At 37.8% G+C, this 16,610-nt stretch carries 17 protein-coding genes; 5 read left to right on the top strand and 12 right to left on the bottom strand.

Annotated features, from left to right (window positions below; translation table 11 throughout):
- Positions 1-39: 39 nt before the first annotated feature.
- From CS889_RS04935 to CS889_RS04920, 4 genes are all read left to right on the top strand, one after another.
- On the top strand, positions 40-813 hold the full coding sequence (locus CS889_RS04935) for an amino acid ABC transporter substrate-binding protein (RefSeq protein WP_089087021.1): 774 nt from the start codon (positions 40-42) through the stop codon (positions 811-813).
- A complete protein-coding gene (locus CS889_RS04930; protein ID WP_001883365.1) occupies positions 797-1,510 on the top strand; it encodes an amino acid ABC transporter permease in 714 nt (237 codons plus the stop codon). The genes CS889_RS04935 and CS889_RS04930 overlap by 17 nt, the downstream gene beginning before the upstream one ends.
- A 73-nt stretch (positions 1,511-1,583) precedes the next feature.
- Positions 1,584-3,287, top strand: coding sequence for a DUF262 domain-containing protein (locus CS889_RS04925; protein ID WP_089087020.1), 1,704 nt, complete (start codon positions 1,584-1,586; stop codon positions 3,285-3,287).
- A gap of 261 nt (positions 3,288-3,548) precedes the next feature.
- Positions 3,549-4,928, top strand: a complete 1,380-nt coding sequence (locus CS889_RS04920) for an MFS transporter (protein WP_089087019.1) — start codon at positions 3,549-3,551, stop codon at positions 4,926-4,928.
- A 389-nt stretch (positions 4,929-5,317) separates the two neighbouring features.
- Here CS889_RS04920 and CS889_RS04915 read toward each other — a convergent pair whose 3' ends face one another.
- The 11 genes from CS889_RS04915 to recR all read right to left on the bottom strand — a co-directional run bounded on the left by CS889_RS04915 (position 5,318) and on the right by recR (position 15,026).
- Entirely contained in the window at positions 5,318-7,306 is a 1,989-nt protein-coding gene (locus CS889_RS04915) for a porin family protein (protein WP_089087018.1), read from the bottom strand.
- A 225-nt stretch (positions 7,307-7,531) separates the two neighbouring features.
- Positions 7,532-8,017 (bottom strand): GNAT family N-acetyltransferase, encoded by a 486-nt coding sequence (locus CS889_RS04910; RefSeq protein ID WP_089087017.1) that lies wholly within the window; start codon positions 8,015-8,017, stop codon positions 7,532-7,534.
- 84 nt (positions 8,018-8,101) lie between these two features.
- The gene (locus tag CS889_RS04905) at positions 8,102-8,857 is read right to left on the bottom strand and encodes a 7-carboxy-7-deazaguanine synthase QueE (RefSeq protein ID WP_089087016.1); all 756 of its coding nucleotides are present in this window, start codon (positions 8,855-8,857) and stop codon (positions 8,102-8,104) included.
- The gene (locus tag CS889_RS04900; RefSeq protein ID WP_089087015.1) at positions 8,854-9,456 is read right to left on the bottom strand and encodes a 6-pyruvoyl trahydropterin synthase family protein; all 603 of its coding nucleotides are present in this window, start codon (positions 9,454-9,456) and stop codon (positions 8,854-8,856) included. The genes CS889_RS04905 and CS889_RS04900 overlap by 4 nt, the downstream gene beginning before the upstream one ends.
- Before the next feature lies 1 nt (position 9,457).
- Positions 9,458-10,117, bottom strand: a complete 660-nt coding sequence (locus CS889_RS04895) for a hypothetical protein (RefSeq protein WP_089087014.1) — start codon at positions 10,115-10,117, stop codon at positions 9,458-9,460.
- Positions 10,114-10,917 (bottom strand): 5'/3'-nucleotidase SurE, encoded by an 804-nt coding sequence (surE, locus tag CS889_RS04890; protein ID WP_079357891.1) that lies wholly within the window; start codon positions 10,915-10,917, stop codon positions 10,114-10,116. Before surE ends, CS889_RS04895 begins: the two co-directional genes overlap by 4 nt.
- Positions 10,914-11,825 carry a polyprenyl synthetase family protein gene (locus tag CS889_RS04885; RefSeq protein WP_089087013.1) on the bottom strand — a complete coding sequence of 304 codons (912 nt, stop codon included), beginning with the start codon at positions 11,823-11,825 and terminating at the stop codon, positions 10,914-10,916. The genes surE and CS889_RS04885 overlap by 4 nt, the downstream gene beginning before the upstream one ends.
- 15 nt (positions 11,826-11,840) lie before the next feature.
- On the bottom strand, positions 11,841-12,383 hold the full coding sequence (gene folE / locus CS889_RS04880) for a GTP cyclohydrolase I FolE (protein WP_089087012.1): 543 nt from the start codon (positions 12,381-12,383) through the stop codon (positions 11,841-11,843).
- Complete coding sequence (htpX, locus tag CS889_RS04875) at positions 12,384-13,316, bottom strand: zinc metalloprotease HtpX (protein WP_231899369.1); 933 nt, start codon at positions 13,314-13,316, stop codon at positions 12,384-12,386.
- Positions 13,303-14,448, bottom strand: coding sequence for a tRNA pseudouridine(13) synthase TruD (gene truD, locus CS889_RS04870; RefSeq protein ID WP_089087010.1), 1,146 nt, complete (start codon positions 14,446-14,448; stop codon positions 13,303-13,305). The genes htpX and truD overlap by 14 nt, the downstream gene beginning before the upstream one ends.
- On the bottom strand, positions 14,445-15,026 hold the full coding sequence (gene recR / locus CS889_RS04865) for a recombination mediator RecR (protein WP_001099597.1): 582 nt from the start codon (positions 15,024-15,026) through the stop codon (positions 14,445-14,447). The genes truD and recR overlap by 4 nt, the downstream gene beginning before the upstream one ends.
- A gap of 161 nt (positions 15,027-15,187) precedes the next feature.
- Here recR and CS889_RS04860 point away from each other — a divergent pair, with 161 nt between their 5' ends.
- Positions 15,188-15,394 carry a 2-hydroxymuconate tautomerase family protein gene (locus CS889_RS04860; RefSeq protein ID WP_001115881.1) on the top strand — a complete coding sequence of 69 codons (207 nt, stop codon included), beginning with the start codon at positions 15,188-15,190 and terminating at the stop codon, positions 15,392-15,394.
- A 67-nt stretch (positions 15,395-15,461) separates the two neighbouring features.
- Here the strand turns inward: CS889_RS04860 and hopJ are convergent, their stop codons facing one another.
- Positions 15,462-16,562 (bottom strand): Hop family outer membrane protein HopJ/HopK, encoded by a 1,101-nt coding sequence (hopJ, locus tag CS889_RS04855; protein WP_089087009.1) that lies wholly within the window; start codon positions 16,560-16,562, stop codon positions 15,462-15,464.
- Positions 16,563-16,610: the final 48 nt, after the last annotated feature.

The raw sequence follows: 16,610 nt of genomic DNA, 5'->3' as shown, positions 1-16,610 counted from the left end.
TGTGTTAGAATGCTTGAAAAAATTAGGATTGATTAAAAAATGAAAAAAATTTCATGCTTATTGTTGGTAATAAGCCTTTTTGGGGGTTTTTTGAACGCTACTAGCTTGTATGAAAAGCTTGTCAATAAAGAGACTATCAGCGTTGGCACAGAAGGCATTTACCCCCCTTTCACTTACCATGATAAAGAGGGCAAGCTCACCGGCTATGATGTGGAAGTGGCTAGGGAGTTGGCTAAAGAGCTTGGCGTGAAAATCAAATTCCACGAAACTTCATGGGATATTATGCTTACAGGCTTGAAATCAGGGCGTTTTGACATGGTCGCTAATCAAGTGAGTTTGACGACTAAAAAACGCCAAGCGGCTTTTGACAAAAGCTTGCCTTATAGCTATTCAGGTACCATTATGCTGGTTAGGAAAGATGAAAACCGCATTAAAGACATTAGGGATATTAAGGGCTTGAAGGCGGCTAACACTTTAAGCTCCACTTATGGGGAAATCGCTTTTAAATACGACGCTCAAATCGTTTCGGTGGATTCTATGGCGCAAGCCTTGTTGTTAGTAGCGCAAAAACGAGCCGATTTGACCTTAAATAGTTCTTTAGCGATCTTAAACTACCTAAACACCCATAAAAATAACCCCTTTAAAATCGCATGGGAGTCCAAAGAAAAGGATGGAGGCGCTTCCTTTGTTATTAACAAGCACCAAGAAAAAGCCTTAGATCTTATCAACCAGGCGATGCAAAGATTGATCAATAAAGGGGTTTTAAAACGCTTAGGCGAACAATTTTTTGGAAAAGATGTCAGCCAGCCCTAATCTGTCTTTGTTTTTTGAATCTTTAGATTTGAGCAAGGAGCGTTTGGAATTACTATTAGAGGCTTTCTACCCCATGCTAAAAGCCGCTTTTTGCATTTCTTTGCCTTTAGCGATAATCTCTTTTATTTTGGGCTTATTGATTGCTATTGTGGTGGCTCTCATTAAAATCGCACCCCCTAAACATTTCATGCATAAGGCTTTATTAGCGGGCGTGAATTTCTATGTCTCGCTCATTAGAGGCACGCCTTTATTGGTCCAAATCGTGGTGGTGTTTTATGGTTTGCCCGCCCTTGGGGTTTATATGGATCCAATCCCAGCAGGCATTATTGCGTTTTCTTTTAATGTGGGGGCATACGCTTCAGAGACTTTGAGGGCGAGCTTTCTTTCTGTCCCTAAAGATCAATGGGATTCAAGCTTGAGTTTGGGCTTGAATTACTTGCAAACCTTTTGGCATGTCATCTTTTTTCAAGCGCTCAAAGTCGCCACGCCAAGCCTGAGTAACACTTTCATCAGCCTTTTTAAAGAAACTTCTTTAGCGTCTGTGGTAACTATCGCAGAGGTTTTTAGAATCGCGCAGCAAAAAGCGAACGCCAGCTATGACTTTCTGCCTATTTACTTGGAAGCCGCTTTGATTTATTGGCTTTTTTGCTTGGTTTTAGAAGTGATCCAAAAGCGCGTGGAAAGAATCTTAAATTAAGTTGGCTCAATCCAATCCCTTTAATATTTGATTATAATACAGCTTAAATAAAATACAAAATAAGGAGATTCTCATGAGTATGTTTTTGGATAAGACCATTAAAGAAGTGGTAGATGAATTGAATGGGCGTTATTTTTTGCCTGACATTCAGCGTGAATACGTGTGGCTCCAAAACGCCGATGAAAAAAAGATAGAGCAACTTTTTGACTCCATTCTTAGGGGCTATCCTATTAGCTCTTTTTTATTTTGGAAATTACAAAAAGAGGATATAGCCAAGAGCGACGAACAAAATAGCGATAAACTCAATTTCCAACTCTATCAATTCATTACAAATTACGATGAGCGAAAGCCTCACAATGAAAAAATCCGTATTGAACAAATTAGGCGTGATGATTTGTATATTGTCCTAGACGGCCAACAGCGTTTAACCTCGCTTTATATCGGGCTTAAAGGCACTAGAACGCTTAAGAAAAAGTGGGGTAAATACGCTGACCCTAACGCTTATGAAGAGAAGCGTTTGTATTTGAACTTGAAGCACCAGCCAAACATGGACAGCCCAGAAGACAATTACCAGTTTGAATTTCATGCAAAAACGCCTGAAAACGATGAAAAACATTGGTGGTTTAAGGTGGGGGATATTTTGGAATTGAAAAATGTTATAACTTATGCGAGAGAACACGAATTAGATAGTGAAGAGTCAGCATTACTAGAAAATCTAAAAAATGCTTTTTGCACCGAAAAGCTCATTTCATTTTTTGAAGAAACAGAAAAAAATCTTAATAAAGTTTTAAATATCTTTATCCGTGTCAATAGCGGCGGGGTCAAGTTAAGCTATTCTGATTTATTGATGTCTATTTTGACAGCAAGCTTTTCAAGCGATATTAGAGAAAAAATGAATGAGCTAGTGGACGCTTTAAAAGACAAAGGCTTTCCAAACATGGGGCAAGACCAGGTGCTAAAAATTTGTTTGCTTCTCATTGGTAAAGACACTACTTTTGAATTAAAAAATTTTAATAAAAAGAATACCAAAGAAATTGAAGACAATTGGGAAAAAATCACAGATAGCATTTATAACGCTGCAAAACTATTAGAAAATTTTGGCTATGCCGGCTATCTGGGTTCAGCTTATATTTTATCCAGTTTAGCCTATTTTTATTTTTTAAATTCAAAAATGAATGAGAGCGATGAAGAACAAGCCCTAAAATTTGTCCGTAACGCTCAAATCACAAGTTATTTCACTCCTTCAACGGATACAAAATTAAACAACATAGCCCATAGCATGAAGGGTGCGCCAACCTTTGAATCATTCAACCACAATTTAGCTACACATGAAACAAGCCCTTTAAAAATCACTAACGATGCTATAGAAGAAATGATGTGTTCTAGTAGCCATGCTCGAGTCTTTCCTATCTTGCAAATCTTATACCCAAACCTGAAGTATAAAACCACCACTTTTCATATAGACCATATTTATCCAAAGTCCAAGTTTAATGAGAAAAATAAAAAATTGGATAAAGATTTCTATAAGTGTGGGAATTATTTATTTAATCTCCAGCTTTTAGAAGGTGCAGAGAATATTGCTAAAAAGGATAAAGACCTTGAGGTGTGGCTCAAAGAAGAATATAAAGATAATCAACAAGCCATAGAAGAGTATAAAAAAAGAAATTATATTGACCCTACCCTAAAATTAGAATGGGAAAATATCAAGGAATTTCGTGAAACAAGAGAAGAAGCTATCATTGAAAAATTAAAGGAAGTGTTATTACCCAAGTCTTAATAGGAGTGTTTTTTTGGCTGATAGAATCGGGTAAAGCGTTTTAATAAAACAAGTAAACAAAATTTAAACTCATTTAAGTGATGCTTAATGATAAAAAAGGTAGAATGATTCACTTTTTGAGTGCTAATAAATTTCATTTACTGCTTATTATCTAAAAAAGCCTTTAAGGTGTAAGGTAGCTATATAAAATTAATCTTATCAATCTTAGTTTCAAAATGACAAGTTTAAAACAGGGCGATAGCCTTAGTGAAAGGATGATCAATAAAACATTTAGGCAAAAAAGAGGTGAAAATCTTAGGGTTGTCTTCGCTTGGTGGGACTTTAGAATTTTACGATTTTATTATCTTTGTATTTTTTACGAGTATCATTGCCAAGCACTTTTTCCCAAACACGCTTAGCCCTATTTGGTCTGAAATCAACACTTATGGTATCTTTGCTGCAGGTTATCTGGCGCGCCCGCTTGGTGGCATAGTGATGGCCCACTTTGGGGATAGATTCGGTCGTAAAAACATGTTCATGCTCTCTATTTTATTAATGGTGATCCCAACCTTTGCGTTAGCTTTGATGCCAACTTTTAATCATTTGGTGGGTTTTGGCGTTGATAGCATGGGGCTTACCCCTAAAAACGCTCATTATCTTGGTTACATAGCTCCTGTTTTTTTGGTGCTTGTTAGGATTTGTCAAGGCGTTGCTGTGGGTGGTGAATTGCCTGGCGCTTGGGTTTTTGTCCATGAACATGCCCCACAAGGGCAAAAAAACACTTATATCGGTTTTTTAACCGCTTCCGTAGTTTCTGGGATTTTGCTTGGGAGTTTGGTTTATATCGGGATTTACATGGTTTTTGACAAGCCTGTTGTTGAAGCTTGGGCTTGGAGGGTTGCTTTTGGGCTTGGAGGGATTTTTGGTATCATTTCTGTGTATTTGAGGCGCTTTTTAGAAGAAACTCCCGTTTTTCAGCAAATGAAGCAAGACGATGCCTTAGTCAAATTCCCGCTTAAAGAGGTGTTTAAAAACTCTCTCTTTGGTATATCAATCTCCATGCTTATCACTTGGGTTTTAACCGCTTGTATTTTGATTTTTATCCTCTTTGTTCCCAATTTTACTCTTACGCATCCTAATTTTCATTTCACTCCGTTTGAAAAAACCTATTTTCAAATTTTAGGACTTGTTGGTATTGTAAGTTCTATTATTTTCACCGGGTTTTTGGCCGATAAAATCAAACCGCACAAAGTTTGTATGGCTTTTAGTGCGGCCTTTGCCTTTTTTGGCTTTTTATTCTTCAAAGAATTTTATTCTAACGTGCCAAGTCTAGTCAATACCATAATTTTATACTTTTTAGCTTGCTTTTGCGCAGGCATTATGAATTTTTGCCCTATTTTTATGAGCGATGTGTTTAGTGCTAGAATCCGTTTTAGCGGGATTTCCTTTGCTTATAACATAGCCTATGCTATAACCGCTGGCTTTACCCCTCAACTTTCAAGCTGGTTAAACGCAAAAGCCATAGCAGCGCCTGAAAGCTTGCAAAGTTATGGTTTGAGCTTTTATATTCTCATAGTTTCTTTAATTGCTTTTATTACATCGCTTTTAATGGCACCAATTTACCACAAATCCAGTGATACCGAAGTGTCGCCCACAGCATGAAGGATGCGCAAACCTTTGAATCATTCAATCAAGATTGAGCCGATTTTCATTAAACCATATTTTAAAAAAATCATATTGACCCTAGAATTAAAAATATAGAGAAATTTCGTGGAAAAAGAGAGAAAAAGCTAGAAAAGTAAGCGTTATTATTTAAGTTTTAATAAGGTGTTTTAGCGTTGGTGGATTTTTGGTGGTAATGAAATTCTTAACATTCAAAGATTTTTGCAAAGATTTTTGAACTTGTTGTTTTAGATTTCATTTTGTTGTAAAACTCTTAAGGGGGTGGGGGGTATAATTCCTCTCTGCAACCTCATTAAAATCCCCTAACTTTGTGCATTACAATGAGGTTATCGCTTGATAAAAATCAAGCCCTCTAATATTTTCTCACCCTAAAACACCCACCCGTAATTGAAAAACACCTTAAAATGGCTAGCCCCTTCATTAAAAACAAAAGAGTTCGTGTAATCGCTACCACTAGAAACGACGCTAGCTTTTCTTTGGATCAAAGGGATGCTAATCCCTACAGAATATTTAGAATGCTTATAACGGTAATTCAACCCAGTAGCCACATCCAAATTACCGCTCCCTTTGACTTTATTGAGTACATAATAGCTGTTATACAAGCCCCTTAACCCCCCAAAGATACCAAAAGATGATGAAAAGTTCCTTTTGGTTTGAACGCCTATAGGGCTATTTTTATTGGAGTAAGTGGTGATGAAATCCAGTAACAAATCTATCCCCCCACCATAGCTCAATTGCTGGACTTTTTGATTAAGGGCTTTAGAATAGTTGTATTTCACAATGCCATAATAAGCCAACCCTATGAAATCATTAAAGTAATTTTGATAGCCTATTTTAGCATTAACCCCTAAAATAGGGCTTCTAAAACTTTGCGAAGCGCTTGAAAAATAGTGGTTGGTAACGCTAGAAGTGACAAAGGTTTTTTGAATGGTGCTGAGCATGGAATTGGCTAAATCTTGCGTGTTCAAACTAGCGTTTAAATTGTAGTTCTTTTGAGCGCTCAAATTAGCGTAGTTGATCGGCAAAGCGTTTTGATTAATAAGCTGCTGCCAAACCGCTGCCGTTACCCCTAGAAACCCAGCGGGGACATCCGCACAATTGTGATAGATGGAATTAGGGTAGTTGCTAGGGAAAGCGGGCTGATTAGAACCCCCATAAAGCGAACACACGTTATAAGGGAGGCCATCAGAATCTTTTGGCTTGCCATTTTCATTTTGACCGGTTGGCACTCTTTGGTAAGTCATATTCCCATTATGCCCATAGCCCTTAGTGTGGCTGAATTCATGCAAAATGGTTCTTAAATCTTCTAAATTGATGGTTTTAAGGTCATTGCCAAAGAGTTTTTTAGGATCTAAAGCAGAAGCTATTACCCCTAACTGGCCATAATGCTTGCCATCATCGTTGTTGCTAGGGGTAATATCACTCCCAAGCCCTACAACCCCTGAATCCTTTAAAACAACCACATCAAGATCCGCTTTGTTTCTAAATTTATTGACAATGTCTTGCTTGTTTAACACATAACTTTTATTTTGAGAATTGACAACCCCATTTGTTCCGGGATTTACGCAATCATTCTCCTTACTCGTATCGCATTCCCCTCCTCCGCCTTTATTAGTGAATTCAAAAGGAGCGTTTAAGATCGCATCGCCCCAAGATTGGGAGTCTAAGACAGCGATCATGTTCAACATTAAATTGGTGAATTCTTCTGCGGTTTGTGGGGTGAAAGCTTCCCAATGGTTTTCGTGATCTTTAAATTTGTTTTCATTCCTATAATTTACGACCAAATCCGTCTTAATCTTATTGAGCGTTTCAAACACCCTCTGTGTGTTAGTATCAGAAATAGAAGTGCTAGTGGCTTCAAAGGTTGGGAAGAAATAGGGGTCATCTAGCTTGATTTTATCAAAAATGTTTTCAGGTAAAACGATTTTAGAATGTTTAGGGATAGTCTCTAACACGCCTAAATCAATGACTTTACCCTTATTGTCTTTAAAGAAAAGCCTGACATTATTTAGATTATAAGGCAAAAAGTTTTCCACAACCATGGTCACTTTACTCTTTGCTCCATTGGAGGGATTGGGGTTGGTAAGACCCATGTGCACGCTGACAGGGTTTTTAGTGGAAAATTTTAATTTGGTTATGTCGGTGTTAGTGAATAAATTAGTCGCCCTTTTTAAAACGGTGTCTGTGGTGTAGTAATCATAAGTCCCATAAGTGTTTTTTGTGGTGGTGTGTCTTTTTTCTTGCGTTTGCGTGCCTTCTAGTAATCCGGTTTCAAACCCGGCTTCTATGAAAAAGCCATTTTTCTCATTCGCTTCTAAAGCGCTGAATAATAAAAGTGGGATGAATAATTTTCTCATGGTTATCTCTTTTTAATTTATAGCGCCTTTATTATACAATTTAAGGGAATGGTTTGTTTATTTTTCACAATTTAAAGTTTTTACAAGGGATTAGTATTTCATATTTGAAACAAATTTTTAACAACAAGCGTTCGTTTTAGGGCCAATTTAGCATTAATTAGGCTGTGTTAATCAAAGTTTGGTAGGTAAATCATTGCTTGGGCGTGTGTCAAATGGATACGCCAATCAAGACAGAATCTTTTCCATAAAAAGAGTAGGGAAAATCAAAGCCTCTTCGCCCAACTCCACCACGCAATCCTCTTCTTTAATGCACGTAAAACCCAGCTTTTGATAGAGGTTGCATGCCTTAATCTGACTTTTGCTCACATGCAGAGAGATTTTAGTATAGCCTTTAATAAAAGCGTATCGCTCCACGCTCTCATAGAGTTTTTGACCCAGTCCTTGGGATTGATAAGCGGTATTTATGTGGAATTTACACAGCTCTGCTTCCGTTTGATTGATATGATTAAGCCCACAGATCCCAATGAGCTTTTCATTGTCTCTCATTTCAAAAAATTCCCCGCCATGCTCGCGCAATTTTTGAACGAACCCGCTAATACTAGGCAAAAGATCCAAGCGTTGGATAAACCCTAAAGGGTTGTCAGCGATGCGCTCAGCGTAAAATTCTTCTAATTCAGTGGGGTATTGGGGCAAAAAAACTTTGATGGTCATGATTTCCTAACTTTAGAGGTAAAATAATCCCTTAATGGTGTATAATAACAATTTTTAGCTTAAAATAATAACGCTATTATGAGTTTAAAACCCTTTCTTATTGTCCCACAAGCGGATATGAAGCCTATCGCTCAGCCTGAAACCATGCTTTATGGCTAGGGGGGCTAGGGTTTTTAGGTTTTTGTCCAGCTCGTTGTTATTTGTGCCTAAGGGCATTAAAAAGATTTCATTATTTTTTAAGGAGAGCTGTTTCAAAAGGCTTTGAATCTCTGCGATAGATTGAGCGGCGTTTTGACTCTCCAATACGAATTTAAAATGCGCGCTTTTAGCGTTATTTAAGATATTTTGTAAGGCTTTAAGGTTGATCCGCTTGCTTTCTTGCTCCAAAGAAAAAGAGAGTTTGACGCTTAGGGTGAAATGCAATTCTTTTAAAATAGGGCTAAATTCAAAAAAAATAGAGCCATTGCTCTCTACAAATAAAGGGATTTTTTTATGGTAAAAATGCTCTAAAACGCTCAATAAAATAGGGTTATTAAAATACAAGCTTGGCTCCCCGCCTGTAAGAATGAAATCAAAATCCTTATAACTAGGGGCTAAATTAACTAATCGTTCAATCAAGGGCTTAGGCTCATTGTAATAATCCCAAGATGTTTGGAATTTAGGATGCACCGCATACAAACTATCGCAACCTATTAGGATTTCATCATTCAATAAGGTTTTACAATTAAAGCCCTTGCATGAAAGGTTACACCCCCCTAAGCGCAAAAAAAGACTGGGCTTGCCTATCCTTTGGCCTTCACCCTGTAAGGAAAAAAAGCTCTCAACGACCGGGAGTTTCATGGGATTTGGTGTAAGGGCTTAGCGTGGAAAAAGCATTTTCCTTCATCGCTAATGATTTTATGGAAAAAGTCCTTATCATGCCACAAACTTTGAATGCCTTGCGAAAAAGAAACGCAATGATCATGCACTAAAGATTTAAAATGAGGGTTTTCTAAATCGTTTAAAAAGCTTTCAGCGTAGCCGTTTTTAGTCTCATGCACGCGCACGCTAGAGACTTTTAACTCCCCTTCATTATTAGAAAAAACGCTTTTTTGTAAAATTTTTGTCAGGTAGTATAAAAACATGAGGGCGTAACTCTCCGCGCTCAAATTAAACGAGCATTTCACGTAACGAACGCAGTTGGTTTCTATAAAACGCTGAAACTCAAGGCTTTCTTTATCCCAAAAATGATGGGCATGATCAAAGGAGTCTATAAAGGTTTGCATTTCTTGTTGCATCAACCCAAAATCTAGCACCATGTTAGCATTGTCTAGGCGGTTGGTTTCAATAAAGACTTCCACTTCATAATTATGCCCATGGATATTTTGAGCGCATTTTAAAGAAGAGCAATTGCGCACCACATGGCTAGCGCAAAATTTATACAATCGCCTGATAACCATTTCATTCCCTATAACATGGCTGATAAAGGGGCAGTCTTAAATTGTAGTAGTAGCGTTCAGGGCGGTTAAAATCAATGCGCTTGATCGTGCTTTTAATCAAATCCCTATAAAGCATTTGATAGCCGCAAGTCCTCCCGCTCACGCTCCCATCCACATATAAAACCCGTTTTTGCAGCACCACATCATACCAATCCAAAATAAAATGCGAATTAGCGCTCATCAAAATTTGCTCGCTAAAGCCATTGATAGCGTAATAATCTGTGGGGGTTTGGGAGCAATAAAACTGCCCCCCAAGAAAATAACAAGGCTTATTGACTTGATCGATCAGCTGGTAATTGTATTGATAAAACGGCACAGCCGAGATATTACGGACAATGCGCGCATAGATCACATTTTTTGCTTTATCTAGCGGGAATTCCGCTTGCGTGAAGACGTTATAAAAGCCTAATTTTTGCAATTCATAAACGATCACATTGATATAATAAGAAGTCATCGCATCGCTTCTGTCATAAGCCACCACGATAGTGGAATTATAATTGAACAAATAATCCCCTGTAACTTCTGAATAATACCCCATGTGCAAGCGGTGCTCACATGCACTAAAGAAAAAAAACACCCCAACAATTAGCCCTAAAAAAGCCAAGCGGTGCTTTTTATTCACTTTAACATTCCCTCATGCCAAGATTCCAAGCTTTTTAGATCATCATAACTGGTTAAATCTAAATTTAAAGGCGTGATAGAGGCATGGTTTGAAGCGATAGCGTCAAAATCAGAGAGTCTGTCTTCATTTTCGCGCTTTTGCCATTCTAAGGGGTGTAACCCTAGCCAAAAATAGCTTTCATTTTTGGGGTCTGTTCGTTTATGCACTTCTTTTTTATACAGCCTATAGCCCTTAGGAGTGATGCGTTCGCCTTGATATTCTTGTAAGGAGCAATTAGGGACATTCACATTCAGGAGTTTGCGCCCCTTTAAAGGGTAGCCTTTGGTGAAAACGTTTTGGACTAAATCCTGGATGATCTTTTGAGCCAAATCAAAACTTAAGGGAGTGTTTTTGTTTTTGTTAGAAAGGATTTGAGAAATCGCAATGGAAGGCACACCTTGGATCGTGCCTTCAATCGCTCCGGCCACCGTTCCTGAATAAATCGTGTCTTCGCCCATGTTAGAGCCAAGATTGATCCCTGAAATCACCAAATCAAAACAAACATGTTTAAACAACTCATTGATCGCCAGATACACACAATCGCTTGGCGTGCCATCATCAATCCTGTAATGCCGGCCTTCTTTGCCCTTAATTTTCTCCGCTCTTAAAGGCGCGGTGATAGTGATGCATTGCGAGCATGCACTTTTTTCATGCTTGGGGGCGACCACATAAATTTCTGCCATTTCTTCTAAAGCTTGTTCTAAAGCTTTAATGCCTTTTGCATGGTAGCCATCATCGTTGGTGAGTAAAATTTTTTTCATGTCTTGCCTTTAAATAGAGTGTTCAATAATGCGTTTAAATTTTCTTGCAATGAAAGATAAGTAGGTTCTAATGCATTCAAATCGTTTAAAACCTCTGTTTTTAAAGTTTGAGCGTAACCGCTTGCCTTTTCTAGCCCTAACAAATTCACGAAGCTGTTTTTAGCGCCGTCTAAATGAGTGGTTTTACCGCTTTCTTCTTCATCTTGTGTAACGTCTATAATATCATCTAGCACTTGAAAACAAAGACCCATTTTTAACCCAAAAGCCTGAAGCCATTTTAAAAGCTCTTCATCGTTAATGCCGCTCGCAACAAGCCCCATAATCAGGCTTGCACTAATCAATTTAGCGGTTTTATGCTCGTGTAAGAAAGTGAGCTGCTCTAAATTTAAGGGCGTGTTTTCAAAATAGCAATCCAAAGCCTGCCCTAAAATCATGCCCTTAATCCCCCCATTAGCGCTTAAGATTTTGACTAATTCCACAATGATACGGCTTTCTAGTAAAGAATTTGAGAGCAATTCAAAAGAGTAGGTGTTGAGCGCATCGCCGATTAAAACGGCTGTGGTTTCATCGTATTTGGCGTGTAAAGTGGGGTGGTTTCTTCTTAAAGCGGCGTTATCCATGCAAGGCAAATCGTCATGAATGAGCGAATAAGTGTGCAAGCATTCAATGCTTAAAGCGATTTTAAAATATTCTGTTTGTTGGTTAAGATAATCTTTTTTACCCACTAAAGAGCAAAGCACGGCTAAAAAAAGCTTAGGGCGGAACCTTTTGCCCCCATTAAGCACCATTTCAAAAAAGGCTTTTTCCAAATAAGGGTGGAAGCCTTCAAGGTGTAAATGATGGTTTTTTAAAAAGCTTTCAAAACGCTCGCACTCATTATAATAAAAGGACAAATTAGGGTTACTCATGCATAGAATTATAACCTAAGATTTTAAGAGTTGCATAAATTCAGCTCTGGTTTTAGGGTCTTTTTTGAAGAGGCCTCTTAACACGCTTGTTTTAATGATCGCATTTTGCTTTTGCACCCCTTGCATGCTCATGCACAAATGCTTGGCTTCACAAATCACGATCATGCCCCTTGGCTCTATGATCTCATCAAAGGTTTCTGCAATTTGAGTGGTCAGCCTTTCTTGGATTTGTAGGCGTTTGCTATAAATTTCAATGAGTTTAGCGATCGCGCTAATGCCTACAATCTTTTCCTTAGGGATATATCCCACGCTAATATTCCCCAAAAAAGGGAGCAAATGGTGCTCGCAAGTGGAGTAGAATTCAATGTTTTGAGCCACTATCATTTCATCGCAAACGCCTTGAAAATACGCGCTTTTTAAAGCCACTCTAGGATCTTCTTTATAGCCTTTATACAAGAATTTCCATAATTCTTGAACCCTTTTAGGCGTTTCTTTCAAACCCTCTCGATTCTTGTCTTCGCCGATGTTTTCAAAAAATTGGTTGAAAAAATTTTCCATTTAGATCACGCGTCTTCTTAAGGATTGGATACGATTTTTAACGCTAGGGTGGGTGCTAAACATTTCAGCGTTAAAAAGATAGGCCGCTGATCGGGTGCTATTTTTATCTATTTCTTTATAATCGTTGTTGGTGTAATCGTTGGAAATTTTTTGCAAGGCTCTAATCATGGGCTTATTGTCATGCATTAAAAACGCCGCCCCGCTATCGGCCATGTATTCTCGTGTGCGGCTCAAATACATTTGTAAAATAAGCGTTAAAAAAGGCAAAATAATCTGTAAAACCCATAAAATCATTCGGGCTAAATTCGCCCCACTATTCTTGCGATTCCCCATGAAAAAATACACGCTAAAATTAGCCACTAACAGCATGATATTGCTCAAAATCCCCACGCACATGGTCAAGCGGATGTCGTTGTGCCGTATGTGGCTGAGCTCATGAGCGATCACGGCTTTTAATTCGTCTCTATCCAACTTCTCTATTAAAGCGCTTGTAAGAGCGATAAGGGAATTAGATTCATCCCACCCGCTCGCAAAAGCGTTCATGTAAGGGGCGTTAATGATGTAAAGCTTAGGCTCAAAATGAAGCTTAGCTTCTTCTAAAAGCTCTAATAAAAGGCGATGGATTTGATTTTCTTTGGAGCTTAAAACCTTGCTTGGGTCAATAAGCTTGTATTCATCGCCGCTTAACATGATAGAGCTAAAATTTTGGATACAAACAAGAATAATGACAAAAGCCACTAAAAACATGATAATGGTAATTGTAGGAAAAATTTGAAAAGTGATGAGTTTAAAAAGGGCTATGCCTAAATCATTAGCGTTGATTCTAATAGCATCCACCAACAACCCGATAAAAGCAAAAATTACGCAATAAGTGGTTAAAACCGCGTTCGTTTTGAGCCTGTTTTGCGCGATAATCTTTTCAAAATTCGTCATTATTTTCTCCTTTCTCATGCTTGATTTCTTTGAGCAACGCGCTCGCATAACTCCCTTTAGGCAAGTAAAATCCCAATTCAAATTGCGCTTTTTCTTTGATGTATTGAGAAGTTATATTTTCTGCAAACACCCAAAAAAACCGCCTAGAGCCTAGCGTTTTAGCATGGCCACTTAAAAGGTTATGCTGGAATTCTTTTTCAATTTCAAAACTCAAATTTTTTGCATAAAGAGCTTTTTTGCCGTCCAGTAACCCCGTAGGCACAGCTTCTTTTTTCAAAAACCTTTCGCTTTCTTTTTCTAATTTTAAAGCGTCAAAAAACTTCCCATAAGGGTAATGGCGCATCACATCGCCTTCTAGGATTTTAAAGGGGTGGGCTTGGTTTTTAAGGGCTTTTAGGGTGTTTGAATGGACGCTTAAATTTTTTTGTTTAAAAAATTCTAAATTTTCTTTGACGCTAAAATCGCTAATGATTTTACTGATTTCTAATCGTTTGCTTAAAAGCGAATTAAACAAATAACTTTGATAGCTTGAAATTAAAAAAGCGTTTAGTTTTTGGTGGGCAAATTTCGTTTCATTTTGTAAGATTTTTAAACCCTCTTTATGGTTGTCATTGAACTTCCCGAAGCGTTGTGAGCCAAAATAATTAGGCATGCCAAACTGCGCGATTTGTTCTAAAACTTGTTCAATCTTTTGAGCGTTTAGGGGGGTCATTTTTTTAAAACGCATAAAAAAGCGATTCCCTTTCAAATGCCCTAATTTGATTTTATTGTGATGGTAATTCAAAGACAGGATTTTAAGGTTTCTTTCTTGAAAGTTGCTCGTATTTTTTTCTAATAAAAGGGCGTATTTTTTAGGGAGTGAGATGAATTGAGTCGTCAGCGCGTTTTTATCTTTCAGGCCCGCATAACCCAATTCAGCGATTTTTACCCCTAAAATTTGAGAAAAAATTTGAAGCATTTCTAAAGTGCTTAAACCGCTTTTTCTCACTTGAATAACGGCATGTTCGCCCGTGTTGCTAAATTCATACAAAGGCACTTCATGCACGCAAAAATCCCTAGCGCTAGAATTGAAATGAAAATCAATGCTCGCATGGTTATAGGCGTGCAATAGGGGCATAAAGTTTAAATTCATGCTTTGATCCTTGAATTAAACGCCCTTGAGAGCGAAACGGAGTCAATGTTTTCAAAATTCACTCCAGTAGGCACGCCTTGAGCGATTTTAGTGAAAGTGAGATGGAGGTGTTGTAATTTATCTTCAATGTAGAGCATTAAAGAATCGTTAGCTAAAGTGGGGGGGAAAGCAAAAATGATTTCTTTAATGTTTTCTCCAACCAGGCGTTTTTCTAGGGCGTTAAAATCCATGTCTTCTATAGAATTTAACACATAATAGCGCCCTAAAAAATCCTTTAAGTCTTCTAAAATAAACACGTCTCTTGGGTGTAAAACCATGCAAAGCTGAGAATTTTGCCGGCTCTCATCAGAGCAAATCTCACAAACCTCACTCTCACTGAGCGCGTTACAAGATGCGCATGTTTTAAGGTTTTCTAGGGCGTTCTCTAAAGCGTGCGTGATTTTTAGCGCTAGATAGGGGTTTTCCAAACCCAAATGATACGCCATTTTAAAGGCGGACTTTTTACCCACATTGGGGATTTTTTCTAAACAATCCACTAAATTTAAAAAGTGATTCAAGCTGTTTTTATAAGTATTCATTCTGTTAGTATATCAAACTTAACTTGACTTGAAAGCCACTAAAAGGGCTTTTATTGTTTTTTATTTTATTGTTTTTTAAAAGAGGGTTTAAGATGAAAAAGCACTAATGGAGCGTTTAGATAAAAGTGTTATAATACGCTATCTCAATTTTAAGGAATAACATGCCGTTTATCAATATCAAACTTGTGCCAGAAAATGGAGGGCCAACAAACGAGCAAAAACAGCAATTGATTGAAGGGGTTTCAGATTTGATGGTGAAGGTGTTAAACAAAAATAAGGCTTCTATTGTGGTTATTATAGATGAGGTCGATTCTAATAATTATGGTCTTGGGGGCGAGAGCGTCCATCATTTGAGGCAAAAAAACTAAATCTAGTTTTTAAAATTCAAAGGTTGCGGTGCACCAACATTTAAGGGGTTTCTGTTTCCCTACCCCCCTAAAAACTATAAACATAGCTCACATTAAACACCACAAGGCGTTTGAAAAAGAGGGAAGTGTTTAACCCTTTGCCATGCGTTTCATAAAAAGAATTGACTGCTAAAGGGATCTTTAAGCCCATTTCAAAGCCATTATGCCTATTAACATTCACACGAACCCCAAAATTCAAAGGGATCTGGAAAAAACTCGTGTGCATTTTAGCTTGATAACCAGTCAAATAATTGTTGATAAAATCCGTTTGGCTCACCCACATGCCTAAACCACTCCCTACCCACGAACTCCCCGCTAAAGCAAAGCCTACATAAAAACCCACGCTAGAATGTTTTTTTGCATTATCAATGAAATTATAAAGATAATCTATCCCAAGCCCATAGAGGTGGTTATTCATTTTGCCTAAACCATCAAAGCCGTTGCCCACAAAACCAAAATTAGTGTAGCCATAGTCATAGAACAAATAATAGCGAAACCCTTGATTTTTTTTCTTGGTAAAGAAATGCTTATACCCTACGCTCAAACCTACCCCATACATGCTTGAAACGTTTTTAGAATAAGAGTTAGGATCAAGCGCGTTTAAGGAATTTGAAATTTGAGCGATCTGAGAAGACAAAGAAGAAAGCATGTTGTTTTGAGATTGGGTGAATTGTAATTCTAAATTTTTTAAGTTTTCTACCAATTCTAAAGGGTTAGTAATGGGTTTTTTCATGTTTTCTAACGCTTGGGCTAATTGTGGGTTAGACGCAACGCCCCCGCTAAGCATCATTATTTTTTCAATGTTTTGAAGCGTGGATTGCAGGTAGTAGGTTTCGGCTTGCTTTTCAGTGGGGGTTAGTTTAGCATTGTTTTTTAAAGCGTTGTTGATGTAGTTAAAGGTGTTGGGCATGTTTGTGATTTCGTTTTTGACTTGATTGAGTTTATTGATTTGATTTTGAGCGTTAGAGATCGTTTGGATGCGTTCTTGATTCAAAAAGGGGTTATTGTGCTCAACGGCATGACTGATGGAATATTCAAACCCCACGCTCGCATACGCCCCATTTTCTTCAGCGATACAATAAGATAAAAATAATAAAGATAAAGAAGATAAGGTTTTTGGAAATTGCATGGGTGATCCTGCTATGAATTGGGCTTGTTAAAAATGGGTTTAATGATA

The organism is Helicobacter pylori (genome assembly GCF_900120335.1).
GTDB classification, from domain to species: domain Bacteria; phylum Campylobacterota; class Campylobacteria; order Campylobacterales; family Helicobacteraceae; genus Helicobacter; species Helicobacter pylori_BU.
Note: the sequence above shows the minus strand (reverse complement) of the source record. Positions and strands in the feature narration are given on the sequence as shown.

Excerpts from the sequence above, each read along its gene's own strand:
- CS889_RS04935 (WP_089087021.1), top strand. The coding sequence starts at position 40 with ATGAAAAAAATTTCATGCTTATTGTTGGTAATAAGCCTTTTTGGGGGT.
- CS889_RS04930 (WP_001883365.1), top strand. The coding sequence starts at position 797 with ATGTCAGCCAGCCCTAATCTGTCTTTGTTTTTTGAATCTTTAGATTTG.
- CS889_RS04925 (WP_089087020.1), top strand. The coding sequence starts at position 1,584 with ATGAGTATGTTTTTGGATAAGACCATTAAAGAAGTGGTAGATGAATTG.
- CS889_RS04915 (WP_089087018.1), bottom strand. The coding sequence starts at position 7,306 with ATGAGAAAATTATTCATCCCACTTTTATTATTCAGCGCTTTAGAAGCG.
- CS889_RS04910 (WP_089087017.1), bottom strand. The coding sequence starts at position 8,017 with ATGACCATCAAAGTTTTTTTGCCCCAATACCCCACTGAATTAGAAGAA.
- CS889_RS04905 (WP_089087016.1), bottom strand. The coding sequence starts at position 8,857 with ATGAAACTCCCGGTCGTTGAGAGCTTTTTTTCCTTACAGGGTGAAGGC.
- CS889_RS04900 (WP_089087015.1), bottom strand. The coding sequence starts at position 9,456 with ATGGTTATCAGGCGATTGTATAAATTTTGCGCTAGCCATGTGGTGCGC.
- surE (WP_079357891.1), bottom strand. The coding sequence starts at position 10,917 with ATGAAAAAAATTTTACTCACCAACGATGATGGCTACCATGCAAAAGGC.
- CS889_RS04885 (WP_089087013.1), bottom strand. The coding sequence starts at position 11,825 with ATGAGTAACCCTAATTTGTCCTTTTATTATAATGAGTGCGAGCGTTTT.
- folE (WP_089087012.1), bottom strand. The coding sequence starts at position 12,383 with ATGGAAAATTTTTTCAACCAATTTTTTGAAAACATCGGCGAAGACAAG.
- htpX (WP_231899369.1), bottom strand. The coding sequence starts at position 13,316 with ATGACGAATTTTGAAAAGATTATCGCGCAAAACAGGCTCAAAACGAAC.
- truD (WP_089087010.1), bottom strand. The coding sequence starts at position 14,448 with ATGAATTTAAACTTTATGCCCCTATTGCACGCCTATAACCATGCGAGC.
- recR (WP_001099597.1), bottom strand. The coding sequence starts at position 15,026 with ATGAATACTTATAAAAACAGCTTGAATCACTTTTTAAATTTAGTGGAT.
- CS889_RS04860 (WP_001115881.1), top strand. The coding sequence starts at position 15,188 with ATGCCGTTTATCAATATCAAACTTGTGCCAGAAAATGGAGGGCCAACA.
- hopJ (WP_089087009.1), bottom strand. The coding sequence starts at position 16,562 with ATGCAATTTCCAAAAACCTTATCTTCTTTATCTTTATTATTTTTATCT.